The following is an 18,847-nucleotide window of genomic DNA, read 5'->3' on the forward strand; positions in this document are numbered from 1 at the left end:
TTTGTCCAATCCGTGCCCGTTCACTATAGATATCAATATCATAAAATCCTATGATGAAGTTATGAATCTTTCGATCACCCTCGATATGACGATTCCCCACGCCCTCGGCGAATGGACGCTGGCCGAAGCCGTCGAATCGCTCAAGCGCCAGCGCTGGACCAGCCTGCTGGAGAACACGCCAGAGGACATCAGCGAGCACGAACTGACGTTCCGTCGGGCCGTCCGCCACGGCCGCACCCCCACCATCGGCGAAGTGCTGGCCGCCTACTACGTCGCCGCGATGGAGCAACTCGACAAGGAGTACTACGAGGACGAAGCCATCACCAACGGCCAGTACCGGTACCGCAAGTCGGAGATCCGGCGACTCGTGTTCCGTAAGGCGGTGTGACGATGGCCAGGTACTGGCTCGCGTGCAGCGGACCATGCGGCGACCAACAGGGCCGCACCTGGTGCCAGGTGCCGCAGTGCGCTGGCCATGCGGACAAGCGCGTGCGCGTGGCCCGGCGCCGAGGCCGGGATCGGACCCCCTTCGAGACCAACTTCTGCAACGGATGCAGCAGAAACGGCACGAGGAAGCTCGCAGTGATCGCCGTCGTGGGCGACGCGCCACGCCGCCGCGAGGAAGCGTGACATGACGCACTGGTACATCGTCAACGAAGACGACGGGATCGTCCGTCGCGAGCCGACCCGCGCAGCCCTGGTCAGGTGGGCAAGGTTTGCCTACGAGGGCCACGTCCTGCCCGGCAAGAAGCGCGTCAACGACGGCCACTACCGATACGCCATCGGCGCCGACCGCGACGACTACCGCCTCGTCAGCGTCTTCCGCCGTGACGCCCTGAAGCACACCGCTTACGACCTGGACCAGGAGCCGCTGTACCCGTACCCGAACGACCCCTGGCAGCTCGGGCCGCGCGGCTCCGACTGCAGCCGCAGCGACGATGGACAGGAGGGCTAAGCCATGCTCGGTGACCGGATCAAGCTGTACTGGGACCTGCACACTCACGCCTGGTCGATCGTCGCGCTCCGCGGGGACCGAAAGGGCCGGGTGGTTGGGAAAGCCGACAACGTGACGCTGGCCGGCGTAACCTTCAGGGTCTCCGCGCCAGGCCGGGCTGACTCGCACCGGCGTGGCCATCGAACGGTCCACGCGTGGGTGCTCGGCACGGTGGTGTCGATCGACCGAAAGATCGACGTCAGCGGCATGATCAAGATCACATACAACTGGGCTGCGGACAGGGCCTCGACATTCGAGACCCCCGACGGAACCCCGATGTTCTGGGCGCCGCTCGTTCTCATCGCCCGCGACCCTCGCAAGAAGGAGCACGGGTACGGGTGGGTGGCCTCCGGAAACGGCGGACCGGAGGCGGCGCGATCATGACCGCCCTGATTCTCCTGACATGCGAGAAGCACCCCACCGTGATGGGGTGCGACGACGACAAAGCGTTCGCCGTCGAGACCGTCTCGGCTGCTCGCGTCCTGTGGGCGGCGAGGCACCCGAACAAGGCCGACACCAAGTTGGCCCGGGTGAGGCTCGGCTGTGAGATCGCGGGCTGCGGAAACCTTCTGTCCTTCCCCGCCGACAGCATCACCGAGGGACGGATATTCGCCTCCAGGCACCAACGCGGCTGGTATCTCGCCCGGCGGGCGGGCGGACGCCTCATCGACGGCTGCCAGTGGCACCTCGGCTCGTGCTGCGTCCACCACGCAGACCGCTCCTGGGAGAGATTTCGCCCTCATCCGACCCTCGACCCGGGGGCCGTGCTGCCCGGCGACCCCGACTTTCCAGGGCAGGCGCGAACTGGCCAGCTCGACTTGTTTGACCTCCAGCATCGGCCACTTCGCCGGAACCAAGATGATCTCCATCAATCGGATGCGGCAAAGCCGGCCGGAGAGCGATAGAGCTCCAGCGTGCTATTTCCGCAGGTCAGAGCCATATTCAACTTGCTATCAAATTCATAAAATGTTATGGTTGGAACATGATCAATTAAGTGAAAGGAGTCCGAGATGGCCACCGAAATCACGCTCACCACCTCCGAGACGGCAGCCGCCTTCGGCGTCAGCGTTCGCACCGTTCAGCGCTGGGCCAAGAACGGCACCCTCGCGGCGGTCAAGAGGGCAGGCCGGTGGGTCATCTCCTTCCTCGCCGACCTGGCCGACTTCCCGTCCACCGCCGTCGGCAAGGCACGCGACCTGCTGGAGTTCGGCGGCATCCTGGCCACTTCCAGGCCCGGCATGTATACCGCCGTATCCAGCGACGGCAGCTGCACCTACCTGGTGCACCGCACCAACTGCACCTGCCCGGCCGGCCGCAAGCAGCGGCCCTGCTACCACCGGGCGGCCGTCGCGCTCATCGGCGCCGCCCGCACCGCACGGGCCGCCTGACGGCCCGCCCACAGCGGCTGCCCACCCGGGCAGCCGCTCCCGCATTTCTCAAGGAGGTTGACATGCCCCCAACGGCGAATGCTCCCACCGACATGGACCCCAGCACGGAGGCCCCAGCCGAGACCGCGCCACCCGTACCGGACGCCGAGCCCACGCCCGACGCCGCGGCCGAGACCAAGCGTCGCAGACGCAGCCCTCGGCCCAGAAGTGGAAAGAAGGAGAAGGCGGCCACGGCCGAATCCGTCCCCGAGGAGCAGCCTGCCCCGGAGGCCACACCCCCATCCCCAGCGGAGGAGGGCGAGCCCGAGCCGGAGACCGCGGCCACCGAAGAGACGGCGCCATCACCCGAAGGCGAGCCCATGCCGGAGGTTGAATCCGCGCCACACGTCGACACCGGCGCGGAGTCCACGCCGGAGGTCGAGGTGGAATCCGAGCCGCAGTCGGCGCTCACAGCAGAGCCCGAACCGGAGGAGGACCCACTCGTCCCCGAGGCCGAGCTCGAGACCGAACCGGAGACGGCGATCGGACCTGAGGTTGAGGACGAGCCGGCCGCCAACGCGGATGGCGAACCCGGGGCCGAATCCGAGCCGCAGGCCGAGGCGGCGACCGCCACCGCACCTGAGCCCGAGCCTACGGCTGAGCCCGAAGTAGGCGAGGCCGAGTCCGAACCGGAGACAGATGTCGAGGCGAAGCCCACGAGGCCGAGACCCAGGAGGAAGAAGGACGCACCGCCACCCGTTCACTTCCGAGCAGTGCGGGAGGAGCTGGCCCAGGCGGTGTCGTGGGTCGCCCGCTGCCTGCCGCAGAACCCAGTGGTGCCAGCGCTTGCTGGAATCCGTCTCGACCTCGCGGGCGGCAAGCTCAAGCTGTCGGCGTACGACTACGAGGCCTCAGCCGAGGCGATCATCGACGTGTCGACTGATCGCCCCGCGGAACTGCTCCTGCCCGGCCACCTCCTCGCTGAGATCACGAAAGCGCTCGCCGACTACGAGGTGTACGGCAGCATCGACGGCGTCAAGGTCTCCCTCTCCTGCGGGGACGCCCACTTCACGTTGACGACCATGCCGGTCGAGGACTACCCGGATCTGCCCGAGATGCCGCCCCCGGCAGGCCGCGTCGCAGGCCATGCCTTCGCCACCGCAGTCGGCCAGACCGTCGTCGCGGCAGGGAAGGACGAGACGTTGGCCATGCTCACGGGCGTGCGCTTCGAGATCGAAGGTGACGCGGTCACCATGGCGGCAACCGACCGCTTCCGCCTGGCGGTGAGCCAGCTGGCGTGGCGGTCAGCAGAGCCCGATATCACCACCGCGGTGGTGGTTCCGAGCCGGCTGCTCGCTTCCGCATCCAAGAGCTTCGCAGCAGTGCACGATGTGGAGATCGGGGTGACCCGTGACGCCGAGCACGGCGGCCAGCTACTGGGCATCTCGGGTGGAGGCCGCCGCACGACCGTCCGGCTCCTCGAACCCGAATACCCGAAGTATCGGAACTTCGTGCCGCCCGAGTTTCCGTACGAAGCGGATTTGAATACCGCTCAGCTCCTGGCAGCAGTCAAGCGGGTAACGCTGGTCGCCGGTCGTGGTTCACCGGTTCGGCTCGCCTTCCACAAGGACAACAGCCTGCTGGTGTCGGCCGGCGACGGCGACTCGCACGCCTTCGAGAAGCTGCCGGTGGGGTGGCCGGAGGAGACCTTCGCCATCGCGTTCAACTACGAGCTTCTGCTGGAGGGCCTGTCCGCCGTCCGGTGTCCGGTAACGAGGTTCCGAATGACGGAGCCGACCAAACCCACCGTGCTCGTCGGCGTCGTCCCGGCGGAGAAGGGCGGTGAGATACCGGAGCACGTCATGGACAGCTACACGTACCTGATCATGCCAATGCGGGTCGCCTGACTGTCGAGTGCGCGCCCGCCCGGTAACCATCGGGAGGGCGCGCACCTCCGCAACTCCAGCGTTTTCGCAGCTCAAACCCCCGAAAACTCTGTACGTCATGATCGTAAGAAGTTATGATAATGATAGTTCAATCAGTACAAGCCACCCACCCAAGGAGACAGTTGTGAGCACCAGCCCGACCACCGAAGGCCAGGCCACCACCACAGCGCCGGAGGCCACGAAGGACGCCGGAAAGATCGTCGCCAGAACCATCCCCGTCTCCGCGATCCTCCCCGACCCGGACCAGCCGCGCGAGCACTTCGACGAGGAGAAGCTGAACGAACTGGCTGCCTCGATGAAGAAGCTCGGCCAGCTCGAATCGATCGCCGTGCGAGTCGGCCCCAAAGGCACGTACCTCCTCATCGCCGGCGAGCGCCGCTGGCGCGCCGCCCAGATCGCCGGCATCACCAAGCTGCGCGCCAACGTCCACCTCGGCGTCGCCGACGGCGACCCGATGACGCTCGCCAAGCAGGTCGCCGAGAACGTCGCGAGGGCCGACATGACCCCGATGGAGGAGGCCAAGGCGTTCAAGCGCCTGGTCGACGCAGAGTACTCGGTGGAAGAAGTCGCCGAGATGTGCGGTAAGTCGGCGGCTTACGTCGGCTGGCGCATCGACCTGCTCAAGCTCGCCCCCGCCGTCCAGGACGCGGTGGCCAAGGGGCATCTGCCGGTGAACCTCGCCTGGTACGTCGCCCAGCTCGCCCACGACAACCAGGTCCGGTTCCTGTCTCGATGGGTGCGAGGCGACTTCCCGGCCGCACGGGACGCCGAGGCCTTCGCCCAGGCGTGCGCGACCGAAGAGAAGCGCCAGGCTGAGCAGGGCGCCATGTTCGTCCTCGCCGACGCCGAAGAGGCAGCCCAGGCGCTCGCCGACGACGGCCAGGAGCCACTGTTCGCCCAGCTGTCGGACGACGAGCAGGAACGCATCACGGTAGAGCGCAAGAAGCTCCTCGGCAAGATCGACCGGATGTCCGAGATTGGGACGGTCCTGTCCGAGATCGCCACCATGGAGCCCGGCGAGCTGGCCCTGCTCTTGGCGGGAGCCCCCGGCGGGCTCGCCGCTCAGCGCCAGCGCATTACGCACCTGCAGAGCCTGGCCGTCAAGGCCAACAAGTCCCTGCGCGACGCGCAGATGGCGGCTGCCGTCCGCGCGGGCGGCACGCAGGTCGCGCCTGAGACCTCCACGGAAGACGCGCAGGACTCCACCGCGATCAACCACGCATAGAAGAGTATCAAAATCATAAAAATCTTCGGGGGTGACATGGTCGCCCCCGAAGGTCCGCCAGGAAGGAGGAAGCCGTGAGGGCCGCCACGCTGACACGCCGGTTCTACCGCTTCTACCGCGTCACATACCTCGACACGACATGGACTCTGTCCGCCGACCCGGTCGGCAACGCCCGCGTGGTGAGCCTGCTCCGTGCCGCCCGCGGCTGGTCCCTCCCCATCACCGTCACACCGTTCACTGTCCACCAAGCCGCATTCGCCTGCGCCTGGTGCCTCGCACGGCCCCGCGCCTTCGTCTGGACCGGAACCGTCCGCCGCGAGAGCCCTTGGTGTGACGCCCCCCAGTGCCAGACCGCACGACTGCGACGCGCGGCCGGCTCACCGCCCACGCGCGGAAAGGAGATTCCAATGATGACCGTGGAACCCGGCTACACCGTGGCCTACGAACTGGCCCAGGTCATCGCTCTGGCCGAACTTGCAGTGGCGGCCGAGTCGACCGCCGCCATGGAGATATCACAGGACGGCAGCCGCTTGCGATTCAACGCGGGCCCGCAGACCATCCTCGCCGCCCTCGGAGACGAAGGCCGCACGATCGGTACGCGGATGACGCTGACCTTCACGCCCAACGATCCCGTAACCAGCGTCGAGAGCAGGAACGACATCAGCGACCTGGACTTCATGCGCGGCTGTCTCGCCGAAGGCGGCAAGAGGCTGTACCTGACGAGGAGCCACCGCCAGCGGTCGGGATGGCTGATGACGTGCAACCCAACGCTGGACCAGCGGAAGCCGCCGTACGACGTGCCCGAACGATACAAGGTGATGTGCTACACCAGCCCCGGTCCTTGGCACCTGCTCGACCTGGAGACTGGTCTGGCCTACCGCGCCAAGCCGGGGCAGGCCGCGCTGCAGGGATCGCGCAGCGAGATGGAGACCCTGGCCGGGCGGCTCAACGCGTCGTGACGCGCCGCCCTTGACTACGCGGGCGGCTCCTCACAGCCGCCTCCTGCCTCCACTGCCATATCAAAGGCGCCACATCTTGCGATCTCGATACGAACTGCGGCGTCTGCTCCCCAACCCTCCGGCCCACCGAAAGGCGCCGCAATGCCCGCACACCAGCCCGCGCCCCGGAGCCCTCGGCAGAGCAGCGGTAAGAGGCTCCCGGCTTTCGCTCCGCACTGCGCACGAGGGGACAGGCCGTGAGTGGGCAGGTGAACCGCGTTCAAGGCGCGCTGTTCGAACTCCCACCGGCCCGACCGGCGCCCGAGCGCCCGAGCAGGCTGCTCATGCGCAATTCGCGGCTGAGACGCGACCCTGAACGCATCTGGAACTGGACGCTACCCGCCTTGGCCGCCGAACTGCCGTCCGGGCGGAAGATCGTGACGTGCCCGTCCGCAGGCACCTGCGCCGACATCTGCTACGCCCTCTTCGGGACGTACCGCTTCCGCAATGTGCTCGAGCGGCACGTGGCCAACCTCCGCTTCGTCGTGGAGGACCTTGAAGGGTGGGAGCGCGTGATGCGAGCGGAACTCGGCGCGCGGCGCTTCCGCGGCGCGGCGGTCCGCATCCACGACGCCGGCGATTTCTTCAGCGACGCCTACCTTGCGGCCTGGCTGCGCATCATCGACGCCCGACGCGAGGTGTTCTTCTACGCCTATACGAAGGAAGTGAGGAGATTCAAGCGAATGGTGGAGCCGCAGCCCCCGCCCAACCTGGCCTGGGTCTACTCCCTGGGCGGAAAGCACGACGCCATGCTGGACCTCGCCACCGACCGGGTCGCCGACGTGTTCCCCACCGAAGCGGCGATCACCGAGGCCGGCTGGCATTCGCAGGCGCCGTCCGACCTCCTGGCGGTGCGGGGCCCCAGCCCAGTCGGGATGTCCGTCAATCGAATCCCGACGGCGGTGCGCCTCCTGGGCAACCGCACGCTCGGCCAGATGCAACAGGAGAGCGACCGCCGCAAGCGCGCACTCAGGGCTTCACGGAGAGGAAAACCGCTATGACCCAGCCCGCCCCTGATCACGAGCAGCACATCCGCATCGCCATCACCCACCCCGACCCGCCCGAGGGCGGGGACTGCCGCGTCACCGTCCGGAACATCACCACCCGAGCCCAGCGCGGCAATGCCGAAGGCCGGCTGCCCACGACGGACACCGACGATGGGCCAAGGCACGGGCCACGGTACAGGTCGTACTGCGGCGGGTGCGGTGAGGAGGGCCCGCTTCGGGAGGACGAGAGCCTCGCGGTGGAGGACGGCTGCGATCACGCCTATCCCGGGTGGCGCTCTATGCCGGTCGTAGTGCACCGGCCCTACACCGACAAGCCGCAGCCGCTCGCCCGCTGGAAGGAGCAGGTGCGCGCGGTGTACCCAGCCGGGTGGCTGGATCGGCAGGGGCCGGTACGCGAACTGCGTCACGGCCTGGGGAGCCGGCATGTGCCCGGCCTCGCACCAGGCGGCGGCTACCTGATGGCGGTAATGCGGCCGGACCCCAAGAAGTCGAGGAGCCTGCCCGCGATCCAGACGTCGCTGTTCTAGCGCCCCGACAGGCGAAGGCTCTTCACCTGCTCTGACCTGCAAAAACAGCCGTTTCTCAGGCCTATTTACATTGCTATCAAAATCATAAAAAGTTATGATGATCACTATAACCAATAAGCCCCACAAACCCCGAAGGAGCCCGAATGTCCGCCAGCGCGACCGCCCTCCGCGACCAGGCCAACCGCGACGACCAGGCCGCCTACGACTCCTTCGAGCGCTGCGACACCGACGGCGCTCTCAGCCAGTGGGCCCACAGCCTGAACGCCCAAGAGGCCCGCCTGCAGGCCGACATCACCGAGGCCGGCGGCGTCGCCCTGTTCCCCGCCCTGTTCGACCTGAACGGCAACCTGGTGCGCGCCAAGCTGATGCACGGCCAGTGGGGCGCCTACTTCGCGCTCCTCGACGAGCGCGGCCGGATCACCGGCCAGTGGTTCACCCCCTCCAAGGCGAGCGACGCCCGCCGCGCCCGCGCCGCCGACGCCGCGCGCACCGTCGGCGACCTCAAGGGCGGCTACATCGGCTACGTGATGGCTCCCGCCAAGGCCGAGCTCCGCGGCGGCAACGTCGCCACCGTCACCGCAGTCGCCGTCCGCACCGACAGCGGCTACTCCCCGGACGTCGAGATCGTCGACAACGGCCAGCACAACGAGTACGGCGAGACGTTCGGCCGCTGGTACGCCATCCGCGGCGGCCTCATCTGACCTTCCTTCCTCCGGCCCCGGGGCACCCGCCCCGGGGCTCCCACCCATGCCTCAAGGAGGCCCCGCCCATGACCGCCGCGAACCACGCCCAGATCACCGCCACCGTGGACGCCGCAACGCGAGCCGCGACCACCAACATCGACGCCTTCGTCAAGGAGGGCCTGCGCCTGCTTGACACCTTCCACGCTGGCGAACTGGCCAAGCCGTACGAGCTGCCCCTCGTTCTGGCCCTCCACATCGACCGGATCCGCGACATGGCTCTGCAGGCCATCAATCCCGCCAACGCGGCGAACCGATCGAACGCGTGGACCAACCTGGCCATGCGCACCGAGCCGGTGTTCGTCGCACCCGTCGCCACCCTGGCCGCCTGCGCTGCGTTCGTCGCCGGCGACAGCAGGCAGGGAGCCGAAGCCCTGGAGACGGCGCTCATCTGCGACCCCGGCTACCGGGTCGCCCACCTGCTGCAGGGGATGCTGCGGGTCCGCACCGTTCACGCCGACTTCGACGTGTCCAACATCCCGTTACCGGACGTCCAACCGCGCCACATCTGGGCAATCCCGCTGCTCCGCCGTGTCCGCCTGTACCACGCGCTGACCGAGAGGGGCCCTGCCGCGAACACCGGACACGACCCGTTCACCGCCCGGACTGCCGTCGCCCAAGCCGCACACGACAGCGGCCTCGCCGTCAGCTTCACCACCACCGACTCCGCCCACTACGAGCGAGGCGGGAAGGCGCTGACCATCACCTACGACAGCGACGGCGGCCTCGTCCACGCGTTCTACATCCACGCCAGATCCCAGCCTGGACGGCGGCTCGACTCGCTGGCCGACGTCCTGGCCGCCCTCGACGCGATGACCTCCAGCCCGGCCGACATCCCGCCCGCCTGACCGCCCGCCCTCCGGGGCGGGTGAACCCGCCCCGAGGCACACCACCCACATGGAAGGACCAACATGCTCAAGTTCGTCTTCGACGTGCCCGCCACCGCGACCATCAAGCTCTCGGCCGACGGAGAGCAAGCCGCCGAAAGGATCAACGACGACGACAAGGAGGCGCGTTTCGAGACCCGCGCCATCGACGGCGAAAGCGGGGACTACTGGCAGATCGAGCTGGTCGTCCTGAGCTCGCGAGGACGCGCCACCCTGGCCGAAGTCTGGGACGACGGCACGCTCACCGCGGGGAGCCACGTCCAGCCGAGTCCCGTGCGGGAAGCCGTCCTGCCGGACGCCACCCGTGCCGAACCCGAGGATCGCCTGACCGCCTGGGAACACGCCGCCGACAGCGCGTGCGGCGACGAGCACGCCGCCGCAGCCGATCTGGCCGACGTCGTTCGCGCCCTCCTCCAGCGGGTGGAAGGCGGCAAGAGGTGAAGATCCCCGACGACGTGCTCGCCGTGCTGGCCGACCCGCGCGTGATCATCGCTGGCGACCGCGTGCGGATTCCATTCGAGCTGGACAGGCCACTGTACGAACGTGTCGACCACATCCTTCGGATGGCGGGCGGCAGGTGGGACCGCCGCAAGAGGGTCCGCGCTCATGTGTTCGGCCACCAGGTCGAGGAGTTCATGCGGCAGGCGATCGCGTCGGCTGAGTTCCCGTCCCGGTACGAGCAGGGCTGGTACCCGAGCCCGCCGCCTGTGGTCGAGAAGCTCCTGGAGCACGCCGGCATCAGCGACCAACGCCCGGGACTGACCGTGCTGGAGCCGTCCGCCGGGACCGGCTGCATCGCCGGACCAGCCGCCGCCCGCGGCGCCGTGGTCGATGTCGTCGAAATCGACGCCCGCCGTGTCGAAGTACTGCACCGACAGGGCTTCGCCCGCCGTGTCGTCCACGGCGACTTCCTGACCGATGTGCACCCGCTCGACTACCCGGAGGGGTTCAGCCGTGTGGTCATGAACCCGCCGTTCAACGACGCGGTCGCCCATGTCGAGCACGCGCTGGGGTTCCTCGGCGACGACGCAGTTCTGGTGTCGGTCATGCCGGAATACGTGCTCTGGCGCAGCGACCTTACGACCAAGAAGTTCCGGTGGCACGTGGAAGGCAACGAAGGCGAGTTCGTGCCGCTGCCCCGGGACGCGTTCACACCGTCCGGTGTCACCGTCCACGCCGTTCTCGCGATCGTGCCGACCGGCCACGAAGGGTGCACCGTCCGCAACCACAGCTGGCATCGCAGGTACCCCAAGCAGCAATACGAGCTGTTCGCCCTCTGACCGGAAGGAACCTGATCTGTGACTCACATCGTGCACGACCACGCGGAAGGCAGGACGAAGTGATGGCCCGGCGCCGCCGCCAGGCCGGCCCCGATGCGCGCCAGTTCGACCTGTTCACGATGGCGCCGCAGTCGACGGCCCCTCTACTGTCCACGCCCACGCCGGCTACAACCACGCAACTACCCACACCTTCCCCAACCCCGCAGCCCGCGCTCACCACCGCGGCGGCCAGGCAGGCCCCGCCCGACGCCCACCTGGTCGACGGCGACCGCAGGTACAGGCTCTCCCGCCGATCAGCTGCCGACCTCGCCGAGCGTGCCGCCGAGGCATGGCATCAACGGCGCGCTGGCAGCGATATCGCGATCCCGATGGGGATCGTCGCCGGCCTGACCCTGCTGCGGAAGACCGGAACAGACGGCACCGACACGGCCCGCTTCGTCCTCGGCCTCGACAAACGAGCCCTGCTGAAGTTCCACCAACGGATCTGGGGCTACGTGTGGATCCGGCACCCGTACCTGGTGGAGATCGCCAGACCGATCCACGAGTGGCTCAGCGTGGAGGAGGACCCGCCCGCGAAAGCGATCGATGCCGTTCACGCTCTCACCCACACCATGATTCGCAACGGGCTCCTCGACATCACCGGAGACCCCGACCCGATGATGCGCTGCGAAGCCGATCTGTTGGGGATGGTGCTCACCCAGATGCGGTCGGAGAGAGCGCGCCTCGCGCTCGCTGAGGTTCACACCCCGCCCGACATGGCCGATCTGATCGTCCGCGTGCTGTTCGACCGCGGCGGCAACTTGAAGCCAGGTCAGTGGATCGACGAGCCGACCGCCGGCACCGGCGGCCTGCTGCGCTCGACCGCGCTGCTCATGCGCATGCAGGGCATGAACCCTCACGAGTTCGGATGGTCGCTGGGGGAGATCGATCCGATCGCGGCCGCGTGCGCAGCCGTCAACGCGGTCGTGTGGGACCTCGGTGGCAATGTCCTCATCCACGTCGGTGACACCCTGGCCACCGGCAACGGACCGTCGCGGGCCTACGAGCACCGCAAGGCGGTAGAAGCCCACTACGAGAAGGTGATGGACAGCGCCACCACGGCAGCGCGATTCATCGCCGCCCTCCGCAAGGCCAAGACGCTCATGGGCACGGTGGAGAAGTCGCGTCAACACCCTCACCGGACAGGCCCTGAAGGTCATCTTGGAGCGGCCGTGCAGGCGCGCATCGTCCGGCCCTGAGCAGAAGGACGGACCCACCTTGAAGGTTTGACGTGCCCAACCCGTCACACATTGTTATCAAACAAGTAGAAGAATATGATCACGATATGAAACACGCGCTCGCAACCTGCACCTATCAGGAGTTCACTCCCACCATGGGCTACGCCGTCCGTACCACCGTCGGCGCCCCGCGGGGGCCCCTGCCCTACGACCTGGCCGGCCACGCCACCCTCCTCACCCCCAGACGGGAGATGCTCGGCCTGTCCTACGAGGCCTACAAGCCGCGCTACCTCCAGCTGTTGGGCAGCGCCGGCTTCGACGCCATCGCCGCCGAACTCGACGAGATCGGCAACGGCCTCTCCAGCGGACGACCGCTGGTGCTGCTGTGCTTCGACCGGCTCAACAAGCCCGGCGCATGGTGCCACCGGACGATGGCCGCCGCCTGGTTGCGAGAGCACGCTGGCATCGAGGTGCCGGAGCTCGGCGCCCAGTTGCCACCCAGCCTGTTCGACCTGTGATCAAGAACCTGCCATCACGGGGCGGCACACCCGGCGCCGCCCCGCTCATATCCAGCTCGGGCTCGACGAGTGGACGGCCCCGCACGGCATCCCAGAGTCGGACGGCAGGGACGTCCCCTCCTTCATCGCCGAGGACCAATCGGCCGTCTCAGGCCATCTCAGCCTTACCTGAGGTGGACCACCAGGCCGACACTCACCTGGCCAGCCAAGTGTTCAGATAGCAGCAGGTGGGCGGTCCCACATCGGGCCTACCCGCCTCGCATTGCTATCAAAATCATAAAAAGATATGATAGAGATATAACAACAGTCTGTGACCAATAAGGAGAAGTGCGTGACCACCACGACCCCTCACCCGACAGCGGTTCAGCCGCTCAGCGACCCGGCAGCCCTCCTCACCTCCACCCGGCTCCGGGCCATCGTCGACGAACTCGGCGACCGCTACCTGGAGCGCAGCAGCGTCATTAAGGCTCTCGTCGCCTGCATGCTGGCCGGCGAACACTCCCTGCTGCTCGGCCCGCCCGGTACTGCCAAGAGCGAGCTGGCCCGAGACCTGACCGGCCGGATCCAGGACGCCCGCCTGTGGGAGGTGCAGATGACGAAGCACACCGACCCGAAGCAGTTGTTCGGCCCGATCGACGTGGCCGCGCTCATGCAGGGCCGCTACGAGCAGGTGTGGGACGGGCGCGCCACCACGGCAAACATCGCGTTCATCGACGAGATCGGCAAGTGCGGCCCTGCCGCCCTCAACGGGATGCTGACCTACCTCAACGAGCGTTTGTACCACCCGGAGGCGGGCGGCTCGCCCATCCGCTGCGCGCTGCTGTCTGCGATCTGCGCCAGCAACGAGGTGCTCGAAGGCCAGGAATCTGCCGCGATCTATGATCGGCTGCTGGTCCGTCTCGAAGTCGGCTACCTCGCCGACGTGAGCAACTTCGCCACGCTGATCCGCTCAGCGACCGCCCCGGCCGTACCGCCGGCAGCGCCGACCACGGTGTTACTGGCCGATGTGGAGAACGCCGTGCGCGTCCACGTGCCCCGCATCGAGGTGCCCGACCCGCTGATCGACGCCGTGTGCACGCTGCGGACGGCGCTGCACCACGAAGGGCTGATCGCCTCAGACCGGCGCTGGAAGAAGTCCATCCGGCTGCTGCAAGCCGCCGCCTTCCTGGACGGCCGCCGCGCGGTCACCTCGAACGACATGGCGCTCCTGACACACGTCCTGTGGGACAGCCCCGCCGAGAAGACCACCGTCGAAGAGCAGGTCCTCCAGCTGGTCAATCCGGACGCCAAGGAGGCCCTGGACATGCTCAACATGCTCGACGCGATCGAAGCCGAGCTCAACAAGCTGGCCGGGCAGTCCCGCGAAAAGCTGTCCGAATGGGGGATCAGGGAGGCCAACCCCAAGCTCGCCAGGTCCGCCAGGAAGCTGAAGGAACTGCTCGAGCAGTCGACCGCGGCCGGCCGGTCGACCGACACGCTGAACGAGGTCATCGCCCGCCACCGCGCCGTGAACAGTCGCGTGATGACCGAAGCGCTCAACATGCAGCCCACCGGCATCTGAGGAGCCCGACGTGGCCGCGGAGAACGCGAAGAACACGAAGAAGGCGAAGAAGCCGCTGGCGGCACTGAAGGACCTCGCGGCCAGAGCCGGGCGCTGGCTCGGCCTGGCCGCGACTCCCGCACCCGCCAAGCACACCAAGGTCGTCGACTCCGACCGGTGGGACGAGAGGACCTGGACCGACATCTACAACCAGGCTCGCGCCCTCCGCGACATGGCCGACGACCTGGCCGACCGGCACGACTACACGACTGACCTGCTCCGCGACGTGTGGACCGGCGCCTACAAGGCGGTGCCGCAGCTGCACGAGCTTGCCGACATGGACCCGTCCCGGGCGGTGAACCACCAGGTTGTGTCCTCGCTGGTGGAATCGCCCGGGTTCCGCGAGCTGCGCCGCGACACCGTCGGCGACCCCTACGCCGCAGCGATGGCGGTGCTGGCGCAGGGCAGCGCACTGCGCAGCATGCTCGAAGAGACCCGCGAGGCGCAGCAGGCAGCGAAGGCAGCGCAGGAGGCGCAGGAGCAGGCCGCGCAGGCGGCACAGCAGGTGCAGGCGGCGATGGAAGCGGCAGCAGCCGCAGCCGACCCGGATGGCAGCGTCCCGGGCGCCGCCGAAGCCCAGGTAGCGGAAGCCGTCGCAGCGGCTGAAGCCGCCGACCAGGCCGCAGCCCAGGCCGACGCAGCCGCCCAGCTGGCGCTCGCCCAGGCCGGGCCGGCCATCCGCACGGCCGCCCGGGCCGCCGCCGAGGAGGCGGCCGGGAAGGTGCGCGAGGAAGCCGAGCTGATGGCCGCGTGGGGTGTCGAACCCGAGCGGCTCCAGCGGATGAGCTTCGCCGCACGCGCCGACCTGGCCCGCCGCCTCACCGGGAACCGGCTGGCCGCGTACGCGCAGCTGATCGGCCGGTTCCGGGCGATGGCCGGCGGAGAACGAGCCCGCCGCGTCGAGCACACCACCGGCGAACTCGTCGGCGTCACGGTCGGCGACGACCTGTCGCGGCTCGTGCCGTCCGAGCTGGCCGCGCTCGCTGTGCCCACGCTGCGCGCAGACTTCGCCGTACGCCTCGCCGAAGGCAGGCTGATGGTGTACGAGTCGCGCGACGAAGAGGAGACCGGGCAGGGCGCCATCATCGCCCTGGTCGACTGCTCCGGCTCCATGAGCCGCAGAATCGACGGCTCCAGACCTCTCGAACCCAGCGAGGTAACCCGAGAGGCGTGGGCGAAAGCTCTGTCGCTCGCCCTGCTGGACCAGGCCCGCGCCTCCGGCCGTGACTTCGTCGGCATCCTGTTCTCCAGCGAGGACCAGCAGCAGGCGTTCCACTTCCCGAAGGGCCGCGCCGACTTGGTCGACGTGCTGGAGTTCGCCGAGCACTTCTTCGCCGGCTGGACCGACTTCCAGGTGCCACTCGGCCAGGCGGCCGACGTCCTGTCCGACCAGTACAACGCCGACGGCAGCCGCCGCGGCGACATCGTCCTCGTAACCGACGGCGACGCCCGTGTGACCGACGAGTGGCTGGAGCAGTGGCGGCAGCGCAAGCACCTGCTCGGTTTCAGGGTGTTCGGCGTGTCCATCGCCCAGCGCCCCACCAAGGTCCTGGAGGAGCTGTGCGACAACCTGCGCGAGATCAGCGACCTGCTCGACCTCGACGCCACCCGCGACATGTTCCGCGTCATCTAGCCCCCCGACGAGCAGGAAGAGACCCGTCATGATCCGCTTCGACTCTGTCACCCTCACCTATGTGGGACTGGTCCTGGCCGCCAGAGACCTGTACCCGCTGAAACAGTGGCTCACCGCCAGGTGCCCCGAGTGCCACCAAGAGCCGCCCGTCGACGACCCCGGTCACGTCATGCTGCGCGGCTACGTCGCCGTGAGCTGCGCAGGTGGGCTCCTGGTCAACCCCAACATGCTGGGCATGCGCGTGCCGGACTGGCCCGACTGGAGGAGAGTCCGCCCGGACGTGACCATCGGCCGCTGGCAGCCCGCGGGAGAGCCGGACAGCCCCGCTGTGCGCGCGAAGGCCGTCATCACCGTGGAGCTACTCGCCCAGGCCGGGCAGCCCTTCGGCGCTGTCGGGCCGGACCTGGTGCGGCTCCTGCATGGCCAGGAATTCGAGGTGCAATCCGACCCGACCGACGACCCCAACGGCTACCAGACGATCACGATCACCGCGCTGCGGTGAGCGGGCGGCGGCGCCGGTCATCCCGACGCCGCCGCGCCAGCCCCACCACACCGACAAAAACGCCCGTTTGAAAAGACAGGAGGGAAGCTCCCATGACCAGCCAGGACCCCACCCCCACTCCTGCGACCCCCGCGCACCCCGTCGGACATGGCGGCACAATGGAAGCCCTCGCCGGATACGCAGCCGCCATGGAACAGGGCGAAACGCCGATCATCGGCTACCTGGTCCTGTACTCGGTCTTTGAGTCGGAGGTTACCCGCGACGACCTCCACCGATGGTTCTTAGCGCTCGGGTTGGATGACACGTTCCTACCGCCCCCGATCCGCGAGCATGACGCGTTCGAGCGGGTCACCGGCCAGGCCGGCGTGCGGGCCTCCTACCGGCTCGACAAGGACGCGGCCCGGCACCGCGTGCCCGGGCAGAAGGCGCCGGATCAGAAGGTCACCGAGGCCACGCTGATGATCCGCCACGTGTCCCGCGACAACCTGAAGGTCGTGCGGCACATGGTCCGAGAGGTCCGCGATGAGAGCCGGACGCGCCTGGAGTACGCCCCCCGGATGGCGGAGCTCACATTCTGGCGTGACCCACTGGGAAGTGGCCAGCCGGGCCGAGGCGTCCTGCAGGTGACCCCAGACGAGGCCGAGATCGCCAAGCTGTCGTCCGACGAGCAGGAGCGGGTGCGGGAGACCTTGGGAAAGGTGGAGAAGACCTATCAGCGATACTGCCGCTACTACAGCAGCGATCGGCTGCGCACGCTCGTCCGCACCTACGTTGAAGCGCTGAACGCCGTCATGGTCCGCAGCGGCGGGGGCGTGTATTTCGTGCACAGCACGTACGCCGACCGGCTGGTGGCGCTGCGCGGCCTGGTGAAGCACTTCGGCGAGGGCAGCCAGCTGGCGCGCGTCCCGCTCCCCGACCAGGAGGAGATGCGCGAGATGGTGGTCGCCGCGCTCACCACGGAGGCGCGCGAGGACCTGGAGAAGCTCGCGCTCGACATCAGCAAGGCCCGAGCCGACGGCGTGTCCGATGCGCAGGTGCAGACCCTGTACAAGCGGTTCCGCGCCCTGCAGGACTCCGCAGCCGAGCACGCCAAACTGCTGTCCACCAGCCTGGACGACACACAGGCCGCCCTGCAGCTCGTCCACGCGCAGGTCGCCAGCCTGCTCGCCAACGCCGGGTGACCTCGCCAACGTCGGGTGACAGGGCGCCGCCCTGTCACCCGACACGAACGGCCCCGACCAAACGACAAGTCCGTGCCCGTAACCGTGACCGACGCAGAGGGAGCACACCATGACACCCGAACCGACCGCTGCGGCCTCCACCGCCGACCTCGGCATCGCCCCCGCGCGGCTTGTCGCGGAACTGCTCAACTGGCTGGCCGCCAACCTGGCCGTGCGCACCGCACGGGAGACGTATGTGGAGGCGACCGCCATGATCCGGCTGTGCCGTGTGCTCGGCGTACCCGCCCCTGAGGGCTTACCCGAGACCGCCCACGAGGCTTTGATCCTCCTGGCCATGAAGACCGAGACCCCTGAGCTGCAGCTCAGGGAACGGCTGCACCACCAGGCGACCGGCCGATACCGTCAGCTCCGCCAGGAGTTCCTGGCCAACGCTGATGCGATGACGTTGGAAGCCGTGATCGAGCGCGTGCAGAACTCACAGCGCCTCTGGGCCGCCAACCAGAGCAACCTGCCGGCCGGCCGCTGACGGACGCGATCACTGAACCCCACACCGTCCGGTGCGGGGTTCTCGCACGCTGCGGCCATTGCGCTGCCGTCCAGCGGCTCTACCTCGCTTGCCATGCGGAGCCGAACCGCTCCCTGCGCCGATCCGAGCCCCTCCAATCTGGCGACATTTCTGCAGCTCACAGACCCAAACCATGTACGGCAAGATCATTAAATATTATGATTTTGATATAGAAATTTGCGATTCACCACAGACCCTGGAGGCGAAGATGACAGACCAGGCCGCGAAAGAGCAGCTGATCGAGAATCTGTACAACGAGCGTACAGAACTGGCTGGCGCGTACACCGAGGCGGTCCAGAGCGGACGGATCGAGGATGCGGACGACGCGCAGGCCGAGATCGACAGGCTGGGGGCGAAGCTGCGAGAGCTAGGCGAGGATCTCTAAACAAGGAGTGGCTCGCACCAGGCGGTGCGGGCCTTCCGCGTTGTGAAGGCCCCCTCGAGTGCCCGCCACCTGGTGAACCGCCACCACAAGGCAAACACGTGCACATCAGGACATGCCGAATCTTGCCAAGATCGGCTACCATCGGCCCTGATCGGCTACGCGTGACACAGTCGTTCACAGGCGCCGGAGGTGTAACAGCTGCACACCCCGCTCCCGGCGGGGAGGATCAGGTTCGACTCCTGGCCGGCGCTCTTCGCCCCGCCTCACGCCAGGGA

22 protein-coding genes and 1 tRNA gene are annotated in these 18,847 nt (G+C 67.9%); all 23 read left to right on the forward strand.

Annotated features, from left to right (window positions below; translation table 11 throughout):
- The first annotated feature begins 61 nt into the window (after window positions 1-61).
- On the forward strand, window positions 62-388 hold the full coding sequence (locus ABD830_RS41865; RefSeq protein WP_344999888.1) for a hypothetical protein: 327 nt from the start codon (window positions 62-64) through the stop codon (window positions 386-388).
- A gap of 243 nt (window positions 389-631) precedes the next feature.
- The gene (locus ABD830_RS41870) at window positions 632-955 is read left to right on the forward strand and encodes a hypothetical protein (protein ID WP_344999890.1); all 324 of its coding nucleotides are present in this window, start codon (window positions 632-634) and stop codon (window positions 953-955) included.
- Window positions 956-958: 3 nt separating this feature from the next.
- Window positions 959-1,378 (forward strand): hypothetical protein, encoded by a 420-nt coding sequence (locus ABD830_RS41875; protein WP_344999892.1) that lies wholly within the window; start codon window positions 959-961, stop codon window positions 1,376-1,378.
- Entirely contained in the window at window positions 1,375-1,899 is a 525-nt protein-coding gene (locus ABD830_RS41880; protein WP_344999894.1) for a hypothetical protein, read from the forward strand. The genes ABD830_RS41875 and ABD830_RS41880 overlap by 4 nt, the downstream gene beginning before the upstream one ends.
- Window positions 1,900-2,004: 105 nt before the next feature.
- The gene (locus tag ABD830_RS41885; protein ID WP_344999896.1) at window positions 2,005-2,382 is read left to right on the forward strand and encodes a helix-turn-helix domain-containing protein; all 378 of its coding nucleotides are present in this window, start codon (window positions 2,005-2,007) and stop codon (window positions 2,380-2,382) included.
- Window positions 2,383-2,741: 359 nt separating this feature from the next.
- Window positions 2,742-4,268: a DNA polymerase III subunit beta gene (gene dnaN, locus ABD830_RS41890; RefSeq protein WP_344999898.1), complete on the forward strand. Its 1,527-nt coding sequence runs from the start codon at window positions 2,742-2,744 to the stop codon at window positions 4,266-4,268.
- A 163-nt stretch (window positions 4,269-4,431) separates the two neighbouring features.
- A complete protein-coding gene (locus ABD830_RS41895) occupies window positions 4,432-5,532 on the forward strand; it encodes a ParB/RepB/Spo0J family partition protein (protein ID WP_344999901.1) in 1,101 nt (366 codons plus the stop codon).
- Window positions 5,533-5,939: 407 nt separating this feature from the next.
- Entirely contained in the window at window positions 5,940-6,491 is a 552-nt protein-coding gene (locus ABD830_RS41900) for a hypothetical protein (protein ID WP_344999903.1), read from the forward strand.
- 236 nt (window positions 6,492-6,727) lie between these two features.
- The gene (locus ABD830_RS41905; protein ID WP_344999906.1) at window positions 6,728-7,531 is read left to right on the forward strand and encodes a GP88 family protein; all 804 of its coding nucleotides are present in this window, start codon (window positions 6,728-6,730) and stop codon (window positions 7,529-7,531) included.
- Window positions 7,528-8,064, forward strand: coding sequence for a DUF6349 family protein (locus ABD830_RS41910; protein ID WP_344999909.1), 537 nt, complete (start codon window positions 7,528-7,530; stop codon window positions 8,062-8,064). Before ABD830_RS41905 ends, ABD830_RS41910 begins: the two co-directional genes overlap by 4 nt.
- A gap of 143 nt (window positions 8,065-8,207) precedes the next feature.
- Window positions 8,208-8,765: a hypothetical protein gene (locus ABD830_RS41915; RefSeq protein ID WP_344999911.1), complete on the forward strand. Its 558-nt coding sequence runs from the start codon at window positions 8,208-8,210 to the stop codon at window positions 8,763-8,765.
- Window positions 8,766-8,833: 68 nt separating this feature from the next.
- Window positions 8,834-9,652 (forward strand): DUF4192 family protein, encoded by an 819-nt coding sequence (locus tag ABD830_RS41920; protein ID WP_344999913.1) that lies wholly within the window; start codon window positions 8,834-8,836, stop codon window positions 9,650-9,652.
- 63 nt (window positions 9,653-9,715) lie between these two features.
- Window positions 9,716-10,132: a hypothetical protein gene (locus ABD830_RS41925; RefSeq protein ID WP_344999915.1), complete on the forward strand. Its 417-nt coding sequence runs from the start codon at window positions 9,716-9,718 to the stop codon at window positions 10,130-10,132.
- Complete coding sequence (locus ABD830_RS41930; RefSeq protein ID WP_344999917.1) at window positions 10,129-10,971, forward strand: hypothetical protein; 843 nt, start codon at window positions 10,129-10,131, stop codon at window positions 10,969-10,971. Before ABD830_RS41925 ends, ABD830_RS41930 begins: the two co-directional genes overlap by 4 nt.
- Window positions 10,972-11,033: 62 nt before the next feature.
- Window positions 11,034-12,209: an N-6 DNA methylase gene (locus tag ABD830_RS41935; RefSeq protein WP_344999920.1), complete on the forward strand. Its 1,176-nt coding sequence runs from the start codon at window positions 11,034-11,036 to the stop codon at window positions 12,207-12,209.
- Window positions 12,210-12,295: 86 nt separating this feature from the next.
- Window positions 12,296-12,706 carry a hypothetical protein gene (locus tag ABD830_RS41940; RefSeq protein WP_344999922.1) on the forward strand — a complete coding sequence of 137 codons (411 nt, stop codon included), beginning with the start codon at window positions 12,296-12,298 and terminating at the stop codon, window positions 12,704-12,706.
- A gap of 331 nt (window positions 12,707-13,037) precedes the next feature.
- The gene (locus ABD830_RS41945; RefSeq protein ID WP_344999924.1) at window positions 13,038-14,267 is read left to right on the forward strand and encodes an AAA family ATPase; all 1,230 of its coding nucleotides are present in this window, start codon (window positions 13,038-13,040) and stop codon (window positions 14,265-14,267) included.
- Between the two features lie 10 nt (window positions 14,268-14,277).
- Complete coding sequence (locus ABD830_RS41950; protein WP_344999926.1) at window positions 14,278-15,939, forward strand: vWA domain-containing protein; 1,662 nt, start codon at window positions 14,278-14,280, stop codon at window positions 15,937-15,939.
- 28 nt (window positions 15,940-15,967) lie between these two features.
- Window positions 15,968-16,441, forward strand: coding sequence for a hypothetical protein (locus ABD830_RS41955; protein WP_344999928.1), 474 nt, complete (start codon window positions 15,968-15,970; stop codon window positions 16,439-16,441).
- A gap of 92 nt (window positions 16,442-16,533) precedes the next feature.
- Window positions 16,534-17,622 carry a DUF6744 family protein gene (locus ABD830_RS41960; protein ID WP_344999930.1) on the forward strand — a complete coding sequence of 363 codons (1,089 nt, stop codon included), beginning with the start codon at window positions 16,534-16,536 and terminating at the stop codon, window positions 17,620-17,622.
- A gap of 109 nt (window positions 17,623-17,731) precedes the next feature.
- Complete coding sequence (locus tag ABD830_RS41965; protein ID WP_344999932.1) at window positions 17,732-18,148, forward strand: hypothetical protein; 417 nt, start codon at window positions 17,732-17,734, stop codon at window positions 18,146-18,148.
- A gap of 172 nt (window positions 18,149-18,320) precedes the next feature.
- Complete coding sequence (locus ABD830_RS41970; RefSeq protein ID WP_344999934.1) at window positions 18,321-18,572, forward strand: hypothetical protein; 252 nt, start codon at window positions 18,321-18,323, stop codon at window positions 18,570-18,572.
- Window positions 18,573-18,752: 180 nt separating this feature from the next.
- Window positions 18,753-18,823, forward strand: a tRNA-Gly gene (locus ABD830_RS41975).
- The last annotated feature ends 24 nt before the right edge of the window (window positions 18,824-18,847 follow it).

This window comes from Nonomuraea helvata (assembly GCF_039535785.1).
In the GTDB taxonomy this organism is placed as follows: Bacteria; Actinomycetota; Actinomycetes; order Streptosporangiales; family Streptosporangiaceae; genus Nonomuraea; species Nonomuraea helvata.